Origin of the sequence: Winogradskyella sp., assembly GCF_016744625.1 — a bacterium.
Taxonomy (GTDB): domain Bacteria; phylum Bacteroidota; class Bacteroidia; order Flavobacteriales; family Flavobacteriaceae; genus Winogradskyella.
The window spans coordinates 1-17,115 of record NZ_JADGDZ010000075.1; the positions used below are offsets into that span (position 1 = coordinate 1).

The 17,115-nt window shown below is 31.9% G+C and carries 18 protein-coding genes; 10 read left to right on the forward strand and 8 right to left on the reverse strand.

Annotated elements, in window-relative coordinates; genetic code table 11:
* The 3 genes from QZZ53_RS13370 to rpsU all read left to right on the forward strand — a co-directional run.
* A partial coding sequence (locus QZZ53_RS13370) for an AsmA-like C-terminal region-containing protein (RefSeq protein ID WP_296385523.1) occupies window positions 1–1,621 on the forward strand: 1,621 nt, incomplete at its 5' end.
* Window positions 1,622–1,736: 115 nt separating this feature from the next.
* Window positions 1,737–2,600 carry an RNA polymerase sigma factor RpoD/SigA gene (locus tag QZZ53_RS13375; protein WP_296385525.1) on the forward strand — a complete coding sequence of 288 codons (864 nt, stop codon included), beginning with the start codon at window positions 1,737–1,739 and terminating at the stop codon, window positions 2,598–2,600.
* Between the two features lie 78 nt (window positions 2,601–2,678).
* Complete coding sequence (gene rpsU / locus QZZ53_RS13380) at window positions 2,679–2,873, forward strand: 30S ribosomal protein S21 (RefSeq protein ID WP_008269492.1); 195 nt, start codon at window positions 2,679–2,681, stop codon at window positions 2,871–2,873.
* An 89-nt stretch (window positions 2,874–2,962) separates the two neighbouring features.
* On the opposite strand, the gene QZZ53_RS13385 is transcribed toward rpsU, so the two are convergent.
* A complete protein-coding gene (locus QZZ53_RS13385; RefSeq protein ID WP_296385526.1) occupies window positions 2,963–3,754 on the reverse strand; it encodes a DUF2797 domain-containing protein in 792 nt (263 codons plus the stop codon).
* A gap of 54 nt (window positions 3,755–3,808) precedes the next feature.
* Between QZZ53_RS13385 and QZZ53_RS13390 the strand changes: the two genes are divergently transcribed.
* Complete coding sequence (locus QZZ53_RS13390; RefSeq protein WP_296385528.1) at window positions 3,809–5,326, forward strand: GH3 auxin-responsive promoter family protein; 1,518 nt, start codon at window positions 3,809–3,811, stop codon at window positions 5,324–5,326.
* A gap of 144 nt (window positions 5,327–5,470) precedes the next feature.
* A complete protein-coding gene (locus QZZ53_RS13395; protein ID WP_296385530.1) occupies window positions 5,471–6,688 on the forward strand; it encodes a carboxypeptidase-like regulatory domain-containing protein in 1,218 nt (405 codons plus the stop codon).
* A gap of 262 nt (window positions 6,689–6,950) precedes the next feature.
* Here the strand turns inward: QZZ53_RS13395 and clpX are convergent, their stop codons facing one another.
* The 7 genes from clpX to QZZ53_RS13430 form a co-directional block, all read right to left on the reverse strand.
* On the reverse strand, window positions 6,951–8,183 hold the full coding sequence (gene clpX / locus QZZ53_RS13400) for an ATP-dependent Clp protease ATP-binding subunit ClpX (protein ID WP_296385532.1): 1,233 nt from the start codon (window positions 8,181–8,183) through the stop codon (window positions 6,951–6,953).
* 44 nt (window positions 8,184–8,227) lie between these two features.
* Window positions 8,228–8,902, reverse strand: coding sequence for an ATP-dependent Clp protease proteolytic subunit (locus tag QZZ53_RS13405; protein ID WP_296385534.1), 675 nt, complete (start codon window positions 8,900–8,902; stop codon window positions 8,228–8,230).
* A gap of 178 nt (window positions 8,903–9,080) precedes the next feature.
* Window positions 9,081–10,403, reverse strand: a complete 1,323-nt coding sequence (gene tig / locus QZZ53_RS13410; RefSeq protein WP_296385535.1) for a trigger factor — start codon at window positions 10,401–10,403, stop codon at window positions 9,081–9,083.
* Window positions 10,404–10,494: 91 nt separating this feature from the next.
* The gene (locus tag QZZ53_RS13415; protein ID WP_296385537.1) at window positions 10,495–10,842 is read right to left on the reverse strand and encodes a phage holin family protein; all 348 of its coding nucleotides are present in this window, start codon (window positions 10,840–10,842) and stop codon (window positions 10,495–10,497) included.
* A 17-nt stretch (window positions 10,843–10,859) separates the two neighbouring features.
* Window positions 10,860–11,951 (reverse strand): energy transducer TonB, encoded by a 1,092-nt coding sequence (locus tag QZZ53_RS13420; protein ID WP_296385540.1) that lies wholly within the window; start codon window positions 11,949–11,951, stop codon window positions 10,860–10,862.
* A gap of 42 nt (window positions 11,952–11,993) precedes the next feature.
* Window positions 11,994–12,755 carry an alpha/beta fold hydrolase gene (locus QZZ53_RS13425; protein ID WP_296385542.1) on the reverse strand — a complete coding sequence of 254 codons (762 nt, stop codon included), beginning with the start codon at window positions 12,753–12,755 and terminating at the stop codon, window positions 11,994–11,996.
* Window positions 12,752–13,465 (reverse strand): pyridoxine 5'-phosphate synthase, encoded by a 714-nt coding sequence (locus QZZ53_RS13430; RefSeq protein ID WP_296385544.1) that lies wholly within the window; start codon window positions 13,463–13,465, stop codon window positions 12,752–12,754. The genes QZZ53_RS13425 and QZZ53_RS13430 overlap by 4 nt, the downstream gene beginning before the upstream one ends.
* Window positions 13,466–13,554: 89 nt before the next feature.
* Between QZZ53_RS13430 and QZZ53_RS13435 the strand changes: the two genes are divergently transcribed.
* The 5 genes from QZZ53_RS13435 to QZZ53_RS13455 form a co-directional block, all read left to right on the forward strand.
* The gene (locus QZZ53_RS13435) at window positions 13,555–14,211 is read left to right on the forward strand and encodes a CBS domain-containing protein (protein WP_296385546.1); all 657 of its coding nucleotides are present in this window, start codon (window positions 13,555–13,557) and stop codon (window positions 14,209–14,211) included.
* 3 nt (window positions 14,212–14,214) lie between these two features.
* Complete coding sequence (locus QZZ53_RS13440; protein WP_296385548.1) at window positions 14,215–15,093, forward strand: NAD kinase; 879 nt, start codon at window positions 14,215–14,217, stop codon at window positions 15,091–15,093.
* A 99-nt stretch (window positions 15,094–15,192) separates the two neighbouring features.
* Window positions 15,193–15,882: a DUF6089 family protein gene (locus tag QZZ53_RS13445; protein WP_296385550.1), complete on the forward strand. Its 690-nt coding sequence runs from the start codon at window positions 15,193–15,195 to the stop codon at window positions 15,880–15,882.
* The gene (locus tag QZZ53_RS13450) at window positions 15,883–16,623 is read left to right on the forward strand and encodes an isoprenyl transferase (protein ID WP_296385552.1); all 741 of its coding nucleotides are present in this window, start codon (window positions 15,883–15,885) and stop codon (window positions 16,621–16,623) included.
* The coding region (locus tag QZZ53_RS13455) for a POTRA domain-containing protein (protein ID WP_296385554.1) at window positions 16,595–17,115 on the forward strand (521 nt) is incomplete at its 3' end. The genes QZZ53_RS13450 and QZZ53_RS13455, both read left to right, overlap by 29 nt.

Genomic DNA, 17,115 nt, shown 5'->3' on the forward strand with positions numbered 1-17,115 from the left:
AAACTCAACAGGTAATATAGATGATACTTTTATTGATATTAATAAACTCGACTTTAAAATAGATAAAGACATTTTTAAATCTGAAGCTCACATTAAAAACTTAACTGGTAATATGCTAGTTAATGCCAATTTAGACGGTGTTTTAAACTTGGCTAACATTTCTAAAGCTTATCCTGTTGAATTAGAAAATCAACTAAGTGGTATTTTAAAAGGAAAGCTGAACACTGCTTTTGACATGAACGCTATAGAAACCAACGCATATCAGCGTATTAAAAACAATGGTAGCGTTTCAATTTCAGATTTTATATTTTCTTCTGAAGATATTGTGAATCCCATTCAAATTAACAAAGCAGACCTAACCCTCAAACCAGGAACCGTTAGTCTAAATAGTTTTGATGCCTTAACAGGAAAGAGTGATTTTTCAGCAACAGGAACCATTAATAATTTGCTTGGGTTTTTATTGAGTGACAAAAAGCTTCAAGGAAATTTTAATGTGAATTCTAATACGTTTGCTATTTCAGATTTTATGGTAGAAGATGAAACAGTAAATAAGACTTCTAATAAAACGACCTCAGATTCTGAATCGCTTAAGATTCCAGATTTTTTAGACTGTACAATCACTGCAAATGCAAAAACAGTGTTATACGATAATTTAACACTGAAAAATGTAAAAGGAGAATTACTAATCAAAGATCAAAATGCCAATCTAAGAAACATGACTACAGATATGTTTAATGGCCAGCTTGGTATTTCAGGAAATGTATCAACAAAAGAAGCTAAGCCAAAATTTGATATGAAACTGGCTATGCAACAGTTTGATATTTCGCAATCCTTTGAAGGTATAGAAATGCTTAAAGCTTTAGCTCCAATTGCTAAAGTCTTGCAAGGAAAATTAAACTCTACTATAGATGTCAGTGGATTTTTAGACAAAAACTTTTCTCCTGACCTCTCCACCATTACTGGTAACGCTTTAGCCGAAATTCTAACCAGCAAAGTCAATGCCAACCAAAGTGCTATTTTATCTGGTTTAGACAGTAAACTCGATTTTATAGATTTTGATAAATTAGATTTAAAGGATCTGAAAACAAAATTAAGCTTTGATAATGGTCAGGTCTCCGTAAAACCATTTACTATCAATTATAATGACATTCCTATTGAAGTATCAGGAACACATAATTTTTCAAATACAATGAATTATAGTGCTGTTCTACAAGTGCCAGCAAAATATTTGGGCGGAGAAGTAAATCGTTTAATTGGAAAGATAAATGATGATGAAGTTGATCAAATAAAAATACCAGTAACCGCAAATATTGGAGGTACATTTACAAGTCCACAGATTACTACGGATTTAACAAGTGGAGTTTCAAGTTTAACCAAACAATTGATTGAAATACAAAAACAAAAATTACTTAATCAAGGAAAAGATAAAGTCAAAGATTTATTAGGAGGTCTTTTAGACGGAAACTCAAATAGTACTAAAACCGATTCTACAAAAACTAAAACGGATAGCACTAAATCGACAGACCCAATTAAAGAAGGTCTCAATTCTGTTTTGGGAGGTCTTTTAGGCGGAAATAAAAAATCAAAAGACAAAAAAGCCAAAGATTCCACTAAAAATTAGTGCGATTGGTCTAAAATCAATCTATTTTTCCCAATTTTCGTTAATAATTACAATTTTATTTGCTTTTCTAAGATATAAAGTTATAATGAGGGTTCACAAATTTTAAAAAGGATACATGAGGCAATTAAAAATCACCAAGCAAGTTACCAATAGAGAAGATAAATCCTTAGATAAATATCTTCAAGATATCAGCAAGATTCCTTTGATTACAGCAGAGGAAGAAGTAGAATTGGCACAACTTATACGTAAAGGTGATCAAGTTGCATTAGATAAATTAACAACAGCGAATTTACGCTTTGTTGTTTCTGTAGCTAAGCAATATCAAAATCAAGGTTTAAAACTTCCAGATTTAATTAACGAAGGTAATGCTGGCTTAGTAAAAGCAGCAAAACGTTTTGATGAGACTAGAGGTTTTAAATTTATATCTTATGCAGTATGGTGGATTAGACAAGCTATTCTTCAGGCATTAGCAGAGCAATCTCGTATTGTACGTTTACCATTAAATAAGATTGGTACAATCAATAAAATTAATAAAGCGTTTTCACATTTAGAGCAACTTCACCAAAGACCTCCAAATGCTGAAGAAATTGCACGCGAATTAGATCTTAGTCCACGAGAAGTTAAGCAGTCTATGAAAAACTCTGGACGTCACTTATCAATGGATGCACCATTAAAAGATGGCGAAACATTTAGTTTATATGATGTAGTAAGTGCGAGTGAGTCTCCTAGACCAGATAAAAACTTAATGAAAGAATCTTTAAACCTAGAAGTTGAACGTGCTTTAGAAACGTTAACTCAAAAGGAAAGTGATGTCATTCGTTTAAATTTTGGTATAGGCGATCAACCACCAATGACTCTAGAAGAAATAGGTGGAATCTACGATTTAACACGAGAACGTGTTAGACAAATTAGAGAAAAAGGTATTCGTAGATTAAGACACGCAAGTAAGAGCAAGATTTTAAAGACATATTTAGGATAATTAATTTTTTATTTTCAAATAGTTAGTATATATTTGCCGACCATTTGCAAGAATTAGATAACAAAAATATATCGATAAATGATTAAAATCGAAATAAAAGAAGGAGAAAATATAGAACGTGCACTTAAGCGTTATAAGCGTAAACACAGAAATGTGCAAATTATGCAGAACTTAAGAGAGTCTCGTTATTTCACTAAACCTTCTGTTAAAAGAAGAAGAGAGATTCAGAAAGCTGAATACATTCAGGGTTTAAGAGACGCTGAAAACGTATAGATTTTAATCTACGTATTTACAATATACTAGAGCAATAGAAATATTGCTCTTTTTTTGTTGGTAATAGAATAATCATTTAATTCTATTATTTAAATAGAAATATCGACTACAAAACCTTCATTAGCCCTAATATTAAAGACTGTATTGTCCTCAAAAATGAGATACTGCCCTTTTATACCAACTAATTTACCAGAATATTCAATTTGCTTCTTAATATTTAAGCTATTAGGTTTTTCTGGATATTGGTCTACTGGAAAATGTATATGAGTTTCAGAATTACGCTCTATAAAATAATCTTTAGCTTCATCTGGTATGTATTGTTTAAGACGTTGCCTCCATTCTAAAAGATTTTCATCTTCAATATCATTCTTCAACATTTTTCTCCAGTTGGTTTTATCTGCTACGTAATCTTTTAGAGCAACTTCAGTAATACCAGCGAGATATCGGTTTGGGACTTCAACAATCTCCACAGCTTCATGTGCACCTTGATCTATCCAACGTGTTGGCACTTGACTTTTTCTTGTTACACCAACTTTCACATTACTCGAATTGGCCAAATACACGATATGTGGTTGTAACTGTACTTTCTTTTCGAATTCTAAATCACGATCTTCTTTATTTAAATGCGCTGTACTTAACTCTGGACGCATTATCCAATCACCAGCTAAAGGTTTATCAAAAAAACATGTTTTACAGAAGCCTTGTCTATAAATTGGTCGATCTAAACCACAACTTAAGCACTGATGTCCAACGAGTTTCATCTCAACTGTTTTATTCAATAATTGATTCATATGAATAAAATCATTTTCAAAGACCAAATAGTATTGTATTGGTTCTAAAAACTCCGTTTGCATTTTTGTAAGCACACCTGTGTAAAGCATAAAAGAAATTTAGTATTTTTAACGTTCTATTATCAGAGTAAAGATAGCTAATCCATGCCAATTCCTATTGTAAATTCTATTGCTTCTTGGTTTTTGAAGAAACGATTTCATCAGATTGAATTGTTCCTTAAATATCCTAATGAGGTACAAAATGAATTGCTTTTTAGTTTACTAAAAATAGCTAAAGACACTGAAATTGGGCGACAATATGATTTTGCCTCCATAAAATCTTATAAAGATTTTAATGAACGTGTTCCTGTAGTTAATTATGAAGTCTTTCAACCCTTAATAGAACGCTCTCGTAATGGTGAGCAAAATATATTTTGGCCACGACCTATTAAATGGTTCGCAAAATCGAGCGGAACGACTAATGCAAAGAGTAAATTTATTCCTGTTAGTACAGAATCTCTTGAAGATTGTCATTATGCAGGTGGTAAAGATTTATTATGCATGTACCTTAACAATAATGAAGGCTCTCAAATGTTTACAGGTAAAAGCCTACGTCTTGGAGGTAGTAAAGAGCTTTACAAAGAAAACGGAACTATATTCGGTGATTTAAGTGCTATTCTTATAGATAACATGCCTTTTTGGGCCGAATTCAGTAGCACACCTAGTAGTAGAGTTTCATTAATGAGCGAATGGGAAACCAAAATGGGAGCTATTGTAGATGAAACCATTAATGAAAATGTGACGAGCTTAACAGGAGTGCCTTCTTGGATGCTCGTTTTACTTAATAATGTTTTAGATAAAACAGAAAAAGATAGTCTTTTTGATATTTGGCCAAATCTAGAAGTTTACTTTCATGGAGGAGTGAGTTTCAACCCTTATATAGATCAATACAAAGCTATCCTTCCTAAAAAAGAATTTAAATATTACGAAATCTATAATGCATCAGAAGGTTTCTTTGCTATACAAGACCAAAATAATTCAGGTGACTTGTTACTTATGCTAGACTATGGGATTTTCTATGAGTTCATTCCAATGGATACGTATGGTACACTTGAACAGAGAGTAATTCCTTTGAGCGATGTAAAACTCAACACCAATTATGCAGTTGTAATAACCACTAATGCAGGACTTTGGCGTTATAAAATTGGTGACACTATTCGCTTTGTAAGTTTAAGTCCACATAGAATAAAAGTTTCTGGTCGCACTAAACACCATATTAATGCTTTTGGTGAAGAGCTGATTATTGAAAATGCGGAAGATGCATTAAAGAAAGTTTGCAAGCGCACCTCAGCCGAAGTCGTAGATTATACTGCAGCACCAATTTTTATGGAAGGCAAAGAAAAAGGAGCACACGAATGGATTATTGAGTTTAAAACACCACCTGAGAGCATCAACTATTTTAGTGAATTATTTGATAACGCATTAAAAGCATTAAACTCTGATTACGAAGCCAAGCGTTATAACAATATGACGTTAAATAAGCCAACTATTCACATGGCAAGGCCAAACCTATTCTACGATTGGTTAAAAGAAAACGATAAGCTTGGCGGACAGCATAAAGTGCCGCGTTTGTCTAATTCTAGAGATTATGTTGACGAATTATTACGTCTAAACAATCGATAAACAGCGTTAATTTCATCGAAGAAATCCGTAAACACTTCTTAATTGTCGGATAAAATGGAGTCTCATCTAATATATTTCACAATTTCATTAGTCTAAATGGCTTAAGAGTACTTTGCTAAAGCTATTAATCATTATCCCTACGTTATGAAATCTACACTTCATGTGTTGTTGACAGCAGTGATGTTTTGTGCCTACACATCGTTTTACAAAACTGACCCAGTAAAAAACATCAAAGTTGATGACCTCAATAAAAGTGGTTATACTTATACTGTTAATGTCTCAAAAATTAACTCAAAATATTCCGAAATAGCGAGTACCACATTTAGAAATAAATTGATAATCGTCTCTTCTAAAAAAATTGGAGGCTTTGGAAACGGAATAAATCCAAATACAAACGAGCCATATACAGACTTATTTTGCGCAGATATTAAAGCTTATGGAGAATTGTCGCAACCTTTATTGTTTAGTAGAATTTTAAACACAAAAGCTAATGAAGGACAAGTAGCATTTTCACCAGATGAACATACTATTTACTACACACGAAGCACAAGAAAAAATTCATCTCACTATAAATTATTTAAAGCAGAGTTAAAAAAGGATTCTTATGGCAAATGGGTGAATGAGATAGAATTAGATATAAATAGTGATGGCTATTCAATAGAAAATCCACATGTATCGTCTGATGGACAATTCCTATACTTCTCCTCTAACATGAAAGATGGCTTTGGTGGATTTGATATTTATAAAGCAAAAATCAGCGAAAATGGAAACATAGGTAAATACGAAAACTTAGGAAGCACTATTAATTCTTCTGAAGATGAAAAATATCCATATACAAATAAGGAGCAAAAAGAATTATTCTTTTCTTCAAAAGGCCATGGCAGTATTGGTGGTTATGATATATTTATTTCATCTATAACTACAGATAATTATCAGAGTCCAAGAAACCTTGGTCGCTCTATTAACTCAGACAAGGATGAAATTGGGTTTATATTTATTGACGATAAAAAAGGAGTATTCTCATCTAACAAAAACAATAAAAACAATACCTATAACTTATACAGATTTAAATCTAGAACTTTATATCAAGAATTACGTGGCATAGTAATTACAGAGGAAGATAAGATACTTCCTAATGCAACTGTTGTATTATTAAATAGTGCTGGCAAAGAAATCGAGCGCCAAATCACTAGTAGTGACGCTTCTTATAGTTTTAGGATAAAGCCTTTTGAAAATTATCAAATAAAGGTGTTAAAAGAAGGGTTTGAAGACTACTCGCTTAAATTTCAATCTGAAGAAAACAGGTTAAAAGCTATTTTAAAACTCTCTTCTAAAGTAAGTTTAAATAAAATGAAGCCTTAGTTGTTTACCGAAAAAAAATGCATTAAAATTTCATACAACGATAATTAAATAAGCTTTAGCCAAAAAATAAAATAAATACAGCTTACTTTAATTGAAGCTTATACCTTGCAGTAAATAAATGTGCTATTTATTATTAAAAATCCCTTAAGTTATTATAAAAATATTGCCATGCAATATTAAATTAATCAATCCTAACACAACAAAAAAACCACAATTTCTAATATTGAAATTGTGGTTTTATTTTTATTAAAAAGTCTTGTTTTTAAGACACAGCCTTCAACTTCTTTAGCGTTGATTTAGACAATCTATCTTCTGCATAAGTTTTAGTAACATTAAACTTTGTTTCACCAGAACCTGGCAATTCAAACATTGCTTCTGTAAAAATTTCTTCACAGAGTGAACGTAATCCACGTGCACCAAGTTTGTATTCTATCGCTTTTCCTACGATGTAATTTAATGCACCTTCAGTAATGGTAAACTGAACTTCATCCATTAAAAACAACTTTTTATATTGTTTGATAATGGCATTTTTTGGTTCTGTTAAAATTGCTCTCAACGTATTTGCATCTAAAGGATCCATATGAGTTAACACTGGTAAACGTCCAATAATTTCTGGTATTAATCCAAAATCTTTTAAATCCTTAGGAATAATGTATTGAAGAATATTATCATCATCTATAGCGTCATCAGAATTGATAGAACTATAACCTATGGCTTGCATATTTAAACGTTTTGTAATCACACGCTCAATACCGTCAAAAGCTCCACCAGCAATAAATAAAATGTGTTCTGTATTTACTTCAATAAACTTTTGATCTGGATGCTTACGACCTCCTTTTGGTGGTACATTAACAACAGTACCTTCTAGGAGTTTTAATAAAGCTTGCTGAACACCTTCACCAGATACATCTCTAGTTATAGAAGGGTTATCACTTTTACGAGCAATTTTATCGATTTCATCTATAAAAACGATTCCACGCTCAGCTTTTTCTAAATTATAATCCGCTGCTTGCAACAAACGAGTTAAAATACTTTCTACATCCTCTCCAACATAACCAGCTTCTGTCAATACAGTTGCATCTACTATTGCTAATGGCACGTTTAACATCTTGGCAATAGTTTTAGCCATTAATGTTTTACCTGTACCAGTCTGTCCAACCATTATGATATTACTCTTTTGTATTTCAATATCATCATCAGATGGAGGTTGCAATAATCGTTTGTAGTGATTATATACTGCAACAGACATCACTCGCTTAGTATATTCTTGCCCAATAATATATTCGTCTAGAAATGCCTTAATTTCTTTAGGCTTTCTAAGCATTAATTCCGCACTTAGCTCCGAATTATCACTTTGTTTAGACTCTTCAATGACAATACCATGCGCTTGTTCTATACAACGATCACAGATATGAGCATCTAAGCCTGCAATAAGTAAACTTGTTTCTGGCTTCTTTCTACCACAAAATGAACATTCTAATTCTTCTTTTGCCATAATTTAAATTCTTCTTAGGAATTAATAGTCGTAATTATAAGGGATTACTTGCGTTTCAATACTTCGTCAATCATTCCGTATTCCAAAGCTTCTTGTGAGCGCATCCAATAATCTCTATCAGAATCTTTCTCTACTTGCTCAATTGTTTGTCCAGAATGATTTGCGATAACTTCATATAATTCTTCTTTTACTCTTATGGTTTCCTTTAAGGCAATTTCCATATCACTTAACTGACCTTGAGTACCACTACTCACTTGGTGAATCATTACACGAGAATGTGTTAATGCAGATCGTTTTCCTTTTTCACCAGCACATAACAATACTGCTGCCATAGAAGCTGCAATACCTGTACAAATTGTAGCAACATCTGGCTTTACAAATTGCATGGTATCATAAATACCTAAACCAGCATATACTGAACCTCCTGGAGAATTGATATAAATCTGAATATCTTTTGAAGCATCAGTACTTTGTAAGAATAACAATTGTGCTTGTATAATATTTGCTACATGATCGTTAACACCAGTACCTAAAAATATAATACGATCCATCATTAAACGTGAAAACACATCAAAAACAGCAATATTCATTTGACGTTCTTCAATGATATTTGGAGTCATGTTTGAAGGATACATGCTCTCTATAATCTTACTGTAATAATTGCTATTTATACCTTGGTCTTTTATTGCAAATTTTTCAAATTCTTTTCCGTAATCCATGTAAAGTTTAATCTTTTAAATTAATGAAATTTGTTTTTTATAGATCCTGAATTGACACTTAGACAAGCCCAGTGCAACAATTGAGGACTTATGCTGATTTTCTTGAGATAATCAGCATAAAAAAAGCGTAAAACTTTTCAGTTCTACGCCTTAAAGATACTAATTTATTCAATAACGATTAACTGTAAAATTCTTTAACAAAATCGTCATATGTAATTTCTTTTGTCTTAATATTTGCTTCAGTCTTGTAGAAGACTAATAATTTCTGACTCATTAACTGCTCAGACAAACGCTTCACTTCTTCTTGGTTCCCTAAAATACGTGCTGCAATATCCTCTAATTCTTTTTCTGAAGGATTCATTTGACCAAATTGAGCCATCTGTCCTTTTATCATTTCCATTGAATAAGCTTTTAAATCCTCAAACTGAACTTGAAGCTTATTATCTTGGATTAACTTCCCTTCTATTAATTGATAACGCATGCTTTTTTCAGACTTTTCGTATTCTTCTTTAGCTTGCTCTTCTGACATTTCTTCTTCACCAGCTGTTTGCATCCATTTCTGTAAGAAACTTGATGGCAAATCGAATTTTGTATTCTCAACTAAATATTCAGTAACATCATTCAATAATTTCTGATCCCCTTGTTGTACAAATTGCTTTTCTGAATCTTCTTTGATTTTATCTTTCAATTCAGTTACAGACGTTACAATTCCTTTTCCGAATAACTTATCGAATAACTCTTGATCTAAATCTGCTAATTCTCTTCCGTTAATTTCAGTGATTTCAAAATTCACTTCAACATTTAAACCATGAGCATCATCATGAGACACTTTTAAGAACGTCATTAAATCGTGATCGTCATTAAACAAACCCTTAGTTTTTAACGTAACGATATCACCTACCTTGGCTCCAATAAATTTCTTAGGATTTGTTTTTCCTTTCAATTTATCTAAAGTGATCATTGTAGAATTATCAATTCCTTTTTCTTCGTTGAAAAAAGTTCCTGTAATTTCAGAATCGTTTATCGCTTCTGTTTGAGAAACAATTTTTCCATATTGCTTTTGGATATGCTCAATTTGATTATTGATCATTTTATCATCAGCAACGATACTGTAATGAGTGATTGCTTTTTTACTTTTTAAGTTCACATCGAATTCTGGCGCTAGGCCTAATTCGAACTCAAAAGAAAATGCATCTGCATCCCAATCTAAGTCATCTTGTGGTTTTGGTAATGGATTACCTAAAACATCTAGTTTCTCTTCTACTAAATACTTACCAAGTGCATCTTGTAATAATTTATTTACCTCATCTACCAATACAGCTTTACCATATTGCTTTTTCACCATTCCCATTGGCACATGACCTTTTCTAAAACCAGGAATGTTTGCAGACTTACGGTAATCTGTTAAGATTTTTTCTACTTTATCGCTATAATCTTCTTTAGCGATATCAACTGTTACAACTGCATTTAATGCATCGATGTTTTCTCTTGTAATGTTCATTTTCTTGAAACTAAAATTGGGCTGCAAAAATACAATATTTTTTACAACCCAACAATAGTTTTAAACGTTTGATTACAATAGCTTTTACAAGCTACTTTTTATCTTTTTTTAGGAACGAATGTAATAGCGATTGAAGAATGCATAAAAGGACACTAAAAAGAATGGCTGTCCAGATGCCATCTACACTAAACCCATCAATAAGTTTATCCGCCAACAAAATAATAAGTGCATTAATTACAAAAAGAAACAATCCTAATGTTAGAATTGTTACTGGCAATGTTAAAATGATTAAAATTGGCTTTATCAATACATTAAGTACGGATAATACTGCTGCAGCAATTAAAGAGGTAATGTAACTATCTACATAGACTCCCTTTAGTACTTCTGCAAGTACAAAAACAGCAATGGCGTTAAGTAACAGTTTGATTAATATGTTCATAATACTTCTTTGTTGATTTATTGCACTTGAAAAACTATTGGTATCGCAAATGGAACTATTACAGGTTTTCCTCTTTGCATTCCTGGTTTTATAATAGGTAACCTACTCAATACTCGGATAGCCTCAGTTCTGAGTGATTCGTGTTTATTTCTAGCCTTAACACCAAAAATTCTTCCGTCTTTATTTATTTTGAATATGACATTAATTTTTTGTCTTCCCGTTATCTTGTTATCTTTTGCAATATCTGTATTGAAATTTTTAGCAATGAACTGAGCAACATTTTGGTTCATGCATTTTTTTCTTGTTTTATTTGTTAGCAAAGCTTCACAGCCAGGATAAATTGGCACACGCTCAATAACACCATCCTCAACTTTTGTGGGTTTTAAAACATCTAAAAATTCAGATTTACTAACTACTCCATCTTTAAATTTAATCTTTTCTATCTTTTTTCCATCAGCATCATACTTTGTCCAAGTTTTAGCTAAAAAACCTTTTGAGTAATTCCCTTTCCACTCCAAGACATTATTTGCTAAGTATCTTTTTTCTTCACCATCTAATTTATCCTTAGAGTTATTACCTTCTAGTTTTAGATCTCCATTCTCGTAAAAGTTTTTGTATACACCATCTCTGTAGCCATTCTTATATTCAACCAGCCATTTAATTTGACCATTTTCGTAGTGCTTCTTCCATATTCCAACAAGTTCGTATTCTAAATAATTAGCTTCAATGTCTATTGCTCCACTTTTGTAATAACTCTTATAATAGCCTGTTTTTTGTTGCTTTTCATAATTTAACTCTCCGCTTTTGTAATAACCGAAACTTATATAATCTTCTCCTACTTTTTCCGTTTTGTTACTGACCTTTCCATTTTTATAATAGGAAACCTCTTCCTTGTTTAGCTTACCTTTATTATAGCTATATAATCGAGAAATTTGACCATCTTTATAATAGCGCTTCCACTCACCAACTTTCTTTTTGTTTTTATACTGACCTTCGATTTTTAACTCACCAGAATCGTAATAATCTTGAAATGGACCATTTGGTATGGCTTGAGCAAATGAGAAATTAATACTTAATAGAAGTAAGAGGATAACAAAAATGGATTTCATATTGTAAATATATTTATGTGATAAGCGTAATCGCCTCTAAATTTAAATGAAATTTATGACTGCATCATAAAAATCTTTAGGATTCTCAGCATGCAACCAATGACCTGCATTTGTAATGGTTTCAATCTCTGAATTAATGAAATGCCTTTGAATTATAGTTTCATCTGATTCTCCAATATATTCTGAACGGTCTCCTCGTAAAAACAAGGTTTTCTTATCGAAAGTTGAATGTATTGGTAAAGCTTCACCTACTTCTGAGACATTTTCTTTAAGAACATCTAAATTGATTCTTAAGCCTAATTGCCCTTTTTTTACCCAATATAAATTTTTGAGTAAGAACATACGAATTCCAGCTTCTTGTATGTAGTTGCTTAAAGTTTTATCTGCTTGTCCTCTACTTTTTATTTCTGTAAAACTTAAACTACTCAAACCTTCCAAGATAGCATCGTGATGCACAGGATAATAACGTGGTGAAATATCTGCTACTAATAGTTTGCTAACTAATTCAGGATATTTTGTTGCGAATAACATTGCTGTTTTTCCTCCCATGGAATGTCCTAACAGAATAATATCGTTTAGTTTATTAACTTCACAATAGTATTTTAAATCTTCAGCCATTAGCTCATAATCAAAATCATCTGAATGAAAACTACGTCCATGATTACGTTGATCTACTAAGTGCATTTCAAAATTAGATTCAGAAAATTGCCTAGCTAAAGTTTTCCAGTTATCTCCCATTCCTAAAAAACCGTGTAGAATTACAAATGGTTTTCCTTCTCCAAATGTGTTTGAATGTAATATCATTTCAACTTATCTAAATACATCCCTATTACATTTTCAATCCCCAAATACAAACTTTCAGCAATTAAAGCATGCCCTATTGATACTTCTAATAAACCTGTAATGTTTTCTTTAAAGAATTTAATATTTTCAAGAGACAAATCATGACCAGCATTAATACCCAGTTGCAACGTGTTAGCCAATCCTGCACACTCCATATACGGTCTTATAGCTTCTTTCTTTCCCAAACTATATTGATGCGCAAAAGCTTCAGTATAAAGCTCTATTCTGTCTGCGCCTGTTTCTTTAGCACCTTCAATTTGACGTAAATCTGCATCTACAAATATGGATGTTCTAATTCCATTACTTTTAAACTCCTTAACCACTTCCACCAAAAAATCTTTATGCTTAATTGTATCCCAACCAGCATTTGAGGTAATCGCATCAACTGAATCTGGCACTAAGGTTACCTGAGTTGGTTTAATATCTAAAACCATGTCTACAAACTTAGGAATTGGATTCCCTTCAATATTATATTCCGTATAGACTTCTGGTTTTAAGTCGTAAGCATCTTGATAACGTATATGGCGTTCATCTGGCCTTGGATGAATTGTAACTCCTTCCGCACCAAAACGCTGTACATCTTTAGCAAATTGCACCACATTAGGTAAATCGCCTCCTCTACTATTTCTTAGCGTTGCAATCTTATTTATATTAACACTTAGCTTTGTCATTTTAATAGGTTTTGAATCACAAAAATACGAAGTAGGAGATGCATATTATGGTAATTTTTGATTAATTTGCAAGATATTTAAACCCCATTATGCAGCTACAAGATTTAGTGATAAATGACATAAAACCGCTCAATATAACTGACAATGTTAGTGATTTACAATTGCTATTTAATCAGTTGACATATTCTCATATTCCTATTCAAAAAGATGGTGTTTATTTAGGTTGCATTTCTGAAACTGATGCGCATTGTTTTGAAAGTGCAAAGTCAATAAGCGAATGCACCCATTCTATAGAAGGTTTTTTTGTAAGACCAACAACCAATTGGTTAGATGTTCTCGAAGCATTTGCTCAAAATGATTCTAACGTAATGCCAATATTAGATTATAAAAATAAATATCTTGGCTATTACGAACTCAACGATATCATTCACTTGTTTAATGAAACACCCTTTTTCTCTGAACCTGGTGGGATTTTAATTGTTGAAAAAGGCATTCATGATTATTCTTTTAGTGAAATTAGCCAGATTGTAGAATCTAATGATGCTAAATTATTAGGTGCATTTATTTCTAAAATGGATAGTGATTTAGTTAGAATAACTATAAAAATTGGTAATGCCAGTGTTAATGATGTCATTCACACTTTTAGACGTTATAGTTATAATATTATCTCTGGTCACGAAGAAGATTCTTATATCGAAAGCTTGAAAGAACGCTCTCAATATTTAGACAAATACCTAAACATGTAAGTGATGAAAGTAGCAGTATATGGACAGAATTATGCAAAAGAAGCAACTCAAAAAGCCTTTAAAATCCTGTTGGAAGTGCTTTTAGACCATAAAGTTGGTATTTATATTGAAACCGCTTTTTTGAATCTACAAAACAGCACCATCAAAAATAATTCAGCAGTTAATACCTTTACAGATTTAAATGCTAGTTATGATTTGTTAGTTAGTATTGGTGGTGATGGAACAATTTTAAGAGCCATTACTTATGTTAGAGATTTAGGCATTCCTATTGTTGGTATTAACACAGGTCGATTAGGATTCTTGGCCACCATCCAAACAGATGAAATAGAATCTGCACTTTCTGAAATATTTAAAGGTGAGTATAAAATTTCTGAACGTTCATTATTAAGTATTGACACTCTACCTAAACATAATGATATAGAAGAAACACATTTCGCGCTAAATGAAATTGCAATTAGCAGAAAGAATACAACCTCTATGATAACCGTAGAAACACATCTCAATGATGAGTACCTAACATCTTATTGGGCAGATGGTTTAATTCTTTCAACACCAACAGGATCAACTGGCTATTCATTAAGTTGTGGAGGACCAGTTATTACACCAGATGCAAAGAATTTTGCATTAACACCTATTGCACCTCACAATCTTAGTGCACGTCCATTAATTATTCCAGACAATACAACAGTGAGTTTTAAAGTAAATGGTAGAGAAGATCAGTTTTTAATGTCATTAGACTCAAGGATAGTCACATTACCAAACACAACTGTTGTAATGGTAAAAAAAGCAAACTTCGTAATTAAAATGGTAGAGCTTCTAGACGAAACTTTTTTAGACACCCTTCGAAAAAAACTACTTTGGGGAGAAGATCGTCGTAATTAGGCAATAAACACAATCAAAATCTGTTTATCTGTAATACTATTTGTGTCAAATTATTTAACACAAATCATAATTGTTATATTTGCAAACTTTGAAAAATTTATGAGGTATTTTTTTCTAATTTTATTAACGCTTTTTATAGCCAAAAACTCTGATGCTCAAATCTATGAGGTTGGTGTATTTGTTGGCGGAAGCAATTTTATTGGTGATGTTGGTGCAACAGACTACATCTCGCCAAATCAAGGAGCATTTGGAGCTATCGTAAAATGGAATAGAAGCCCTAGACACTCTTTTAGAGCATCAGTAATTTTTTCAGATTTAGAAGGTATAGACGGAAAATCAGATGATCCAAGACGTATACAACGTGGTTATAGCTTTAATACGAGTATTTTAGAAATATCGGCTGGTATGGAATTTACATTCTTAGATTTCGATTTACATACAAGTGGCATCAAAGGCACGCCATATTTATATACTGGTATTACACTTGCCAATCACGATAATTTTTATTTTAATCAAGCTGGCGAAATAGTTTCAGAAAACACAAGTAGTTGGGCATATGGAATCCCTATGGTTTTAGGCTACAAAACAAACATATCTAATCATCTTATTTTGGCAGCAGAAATCGGTGCTCGTTATACATTTTCAGACGAATTAGATGGTAGTGTTCCAGATAATAAGTTTAGAGAACAATTTAGTTTTGGGAATACTAATAGTAATGATTGGTATGTATTTTCAGGAATTACATTAACTTACACCTTTGGTAGAAGACCTTGTTATTGCAATTTTTAAATGAGTCTTAAAGAACAAATAAATAAAGAGAAGCTTCCCAACCATATAGCAATTATTATGGATGGAAATGGTCGTTGGGCAAAACAGCAAGGTTTTATGCGTGTTATTGGTCATGAAAACGGCACAAAATCTGTTAGAGAAACTGTTGAAACTAGTGCCGAATTAGGTATTAAGCACTTAACCTTATATGCTTTTTCTACAGAAAACTGGAACAGACCAAAACTAGAAGTACAAACCTTAATGAAGCTTTTAGTAAAGTCTCTCAAAAAAGAAATAAAGACCTTACAAGACAATAACATAAAGTTATCTGCAATAGGAAACTTAAGTGACTTACCTAAAAAAGCACACAAAGAACTTTTAGATGTTATAGAGAAAACAAAAAATAATACAAATATGACATTAACTTTAGCATTAAGCTATGGTTCTCGTGAAGAAATTGTTAATGTTATTAAAGAATTGTCACTTAAAGTTAAAAATAATATAATTTCTACAGAAAGTATTGACGAATCCATTATAAATAAGCATCTTTACACGCAAAATTTACCAGATGTTGACCTACTTATTCGCACAAGTGGTGAGCAACGGATTAGTAATTTTTTGCTTTGGCAAATAGCCTATGCAGAATTATATTTTACAGATATTTTATGGCCAGATTTCAAAAAAGAGGATCTATATGAAGCGCTTATAAATTATCAAAACAGAGAACGAAGATTTGGAAAAACAAGCGAACAACTTACCTAATAAAACAGTATTGAACACCTTTACTAAACTCATTTGCACTGTATTACTTTTCACATATTCAATAGCAAGTAATGCTCAAATTGAAGGTGGAGAAAAATACTTAATTAAAGAAATTACGGTTACAGGAAACACTAACTTTAGTGCACAAACTATTATTGCTTACTCCAAGCTTAGAAAGAATGAAGAAATACAAGTTGGTGGAGAAAAAATAGCAAATGCTGTAAAAACACTATGGAAATCTAATTTATTTAGTAGCATCGATATATATGTCACCAATATTGATGGCAATTCAGCTAATTTAGAAATTAAACTTATCGATTTACCAGAGCTTAAAGACCTTAGTATAGAAGGAGTGAGAAAAAGTAAAAAAGAAGAGGTTATAGACGAAAACAATCTTAAAACTGGTCAAAAAATTACTGAAAACCTTATCGCCACAACCAAAAACTATCTCACTAACAAATACAAAAAGAAAGGATTTTTAAACACTAAAGC

Excerpts from the sequence above, each read along its gene's own strand:
- QZZ53_RS13375 (WP_296385525.1), top strand. The coding sequence starts at position 1,737 with ATGAGGCAATTAAAAATCACCAAGCAAGTTACCAATAGAGAAGATAAA.
- rpsU (WP_008269492.1), top strand. The coding sequence starts at position 2,679 with ATGATTAAAATCGAAATAAAAGAAGGAGAAAATATAGAACGTGCACTT.
- QZZ53_RS13385 (WP_296385526.1), bottom strand. The coding sequence starts at position 3,754 with ATGCTTTACACAGGTGTGCTTACAAAAATGCAAACGGAGTTTTTAGAA.
- QZZ53_RS13390 (WP_296385528.1), top strand. The coding sequence starts at position 3,809 with ATGCCAATTCCTATTGTAAATTCTATTGCTTCTTGGTTTTTGAAGAAA.
- QZZ53_RS13395 (WP_296385530.1), top strand. The coding sequence starts at position 5,471 with ATGAAATCTACACTTCATGTGTTGTTGACAGCAGTGATGTTTTGTGCC.
- clpX (WP_296385532.1), bottom strand. The coding sequence starts at position 8,183 with ATGGCAAAAGAAGAATTAGAATGTTCATTTTGTGGTAGAAAGAAGCCA.
- QZZ53_RS13405 (WP_296385534.1), bottom strand. The coding sequence starts at position 8,902 with ATGGATTACGGAAAAGAATTTGAAAAATTTGCAATAAAAGACCAAGGT.
- tig (WP_296385535.1), bottom strand. The coding sequence starts at position 10,403 with ATGAACATTACAAGAGAAAACATCGATGCATTAAATGCAGTTGTAACA.
- QZZ53_RS13415 (WP_296385537.1), bottom strand. The coding sequence starts at position 10,842 with ATGAACATATTAATCAAACTGTTACTTAACGCCATTGCTGTTTTTGTA.
- QZZ53_RS13420 (WP_296385540.1), bottom strand. The coding sequence starts at position 11,951 with ATGAAATCCATTTTTGTTATCCTCTTACTTCTATTAAGTATTAATTTC.
- QZZ53_RS13425 (WP_296385542.1), bottom strand. The coding sequence starts at position 12,755 with ATGATATTACATTCAAACACATTTGGAGAAGGAAAACCATTTGTAATT.
- QZZ53_RS13430 (WP_296385544.1), bottom strand. The coding sequence starts at position 13,465 with ATGACAAAGCTAAGTGTTAATATAAATAAGATTGCAACGCTAAGAAAT.
- QZZ53_RS13435 (WP_296385546.1), top strand. The coding sequence starts at position 13,555 with ATGCAGCTACAAGATTTAGTGATAAATGACATAAAACCGCTCAATATA.
- QZZ53_RS13440 (WP_296385548.1), top strand. The coding sequence starts at position 14,215 with ATGAAAGTAGCAGTATATGGACAGAATTATGCAAAAGAAGCAACTCAA.
- QZZ53_RS13445 (WP_296385550.1), top strand. The coding sequence starts at position 15,193 with ATGAGGTATTTTTTTCTAATTTTATTAACGCTTTTTATAGCCAAAAAC.
- QZZ53_RS13450 (WP_296385552.1), top strand. The coding sequence starts at position 15,883 with ATGAGTCTTAAAGAACAAATAAATAAAGAGAAGCTTCCCAACCATATA.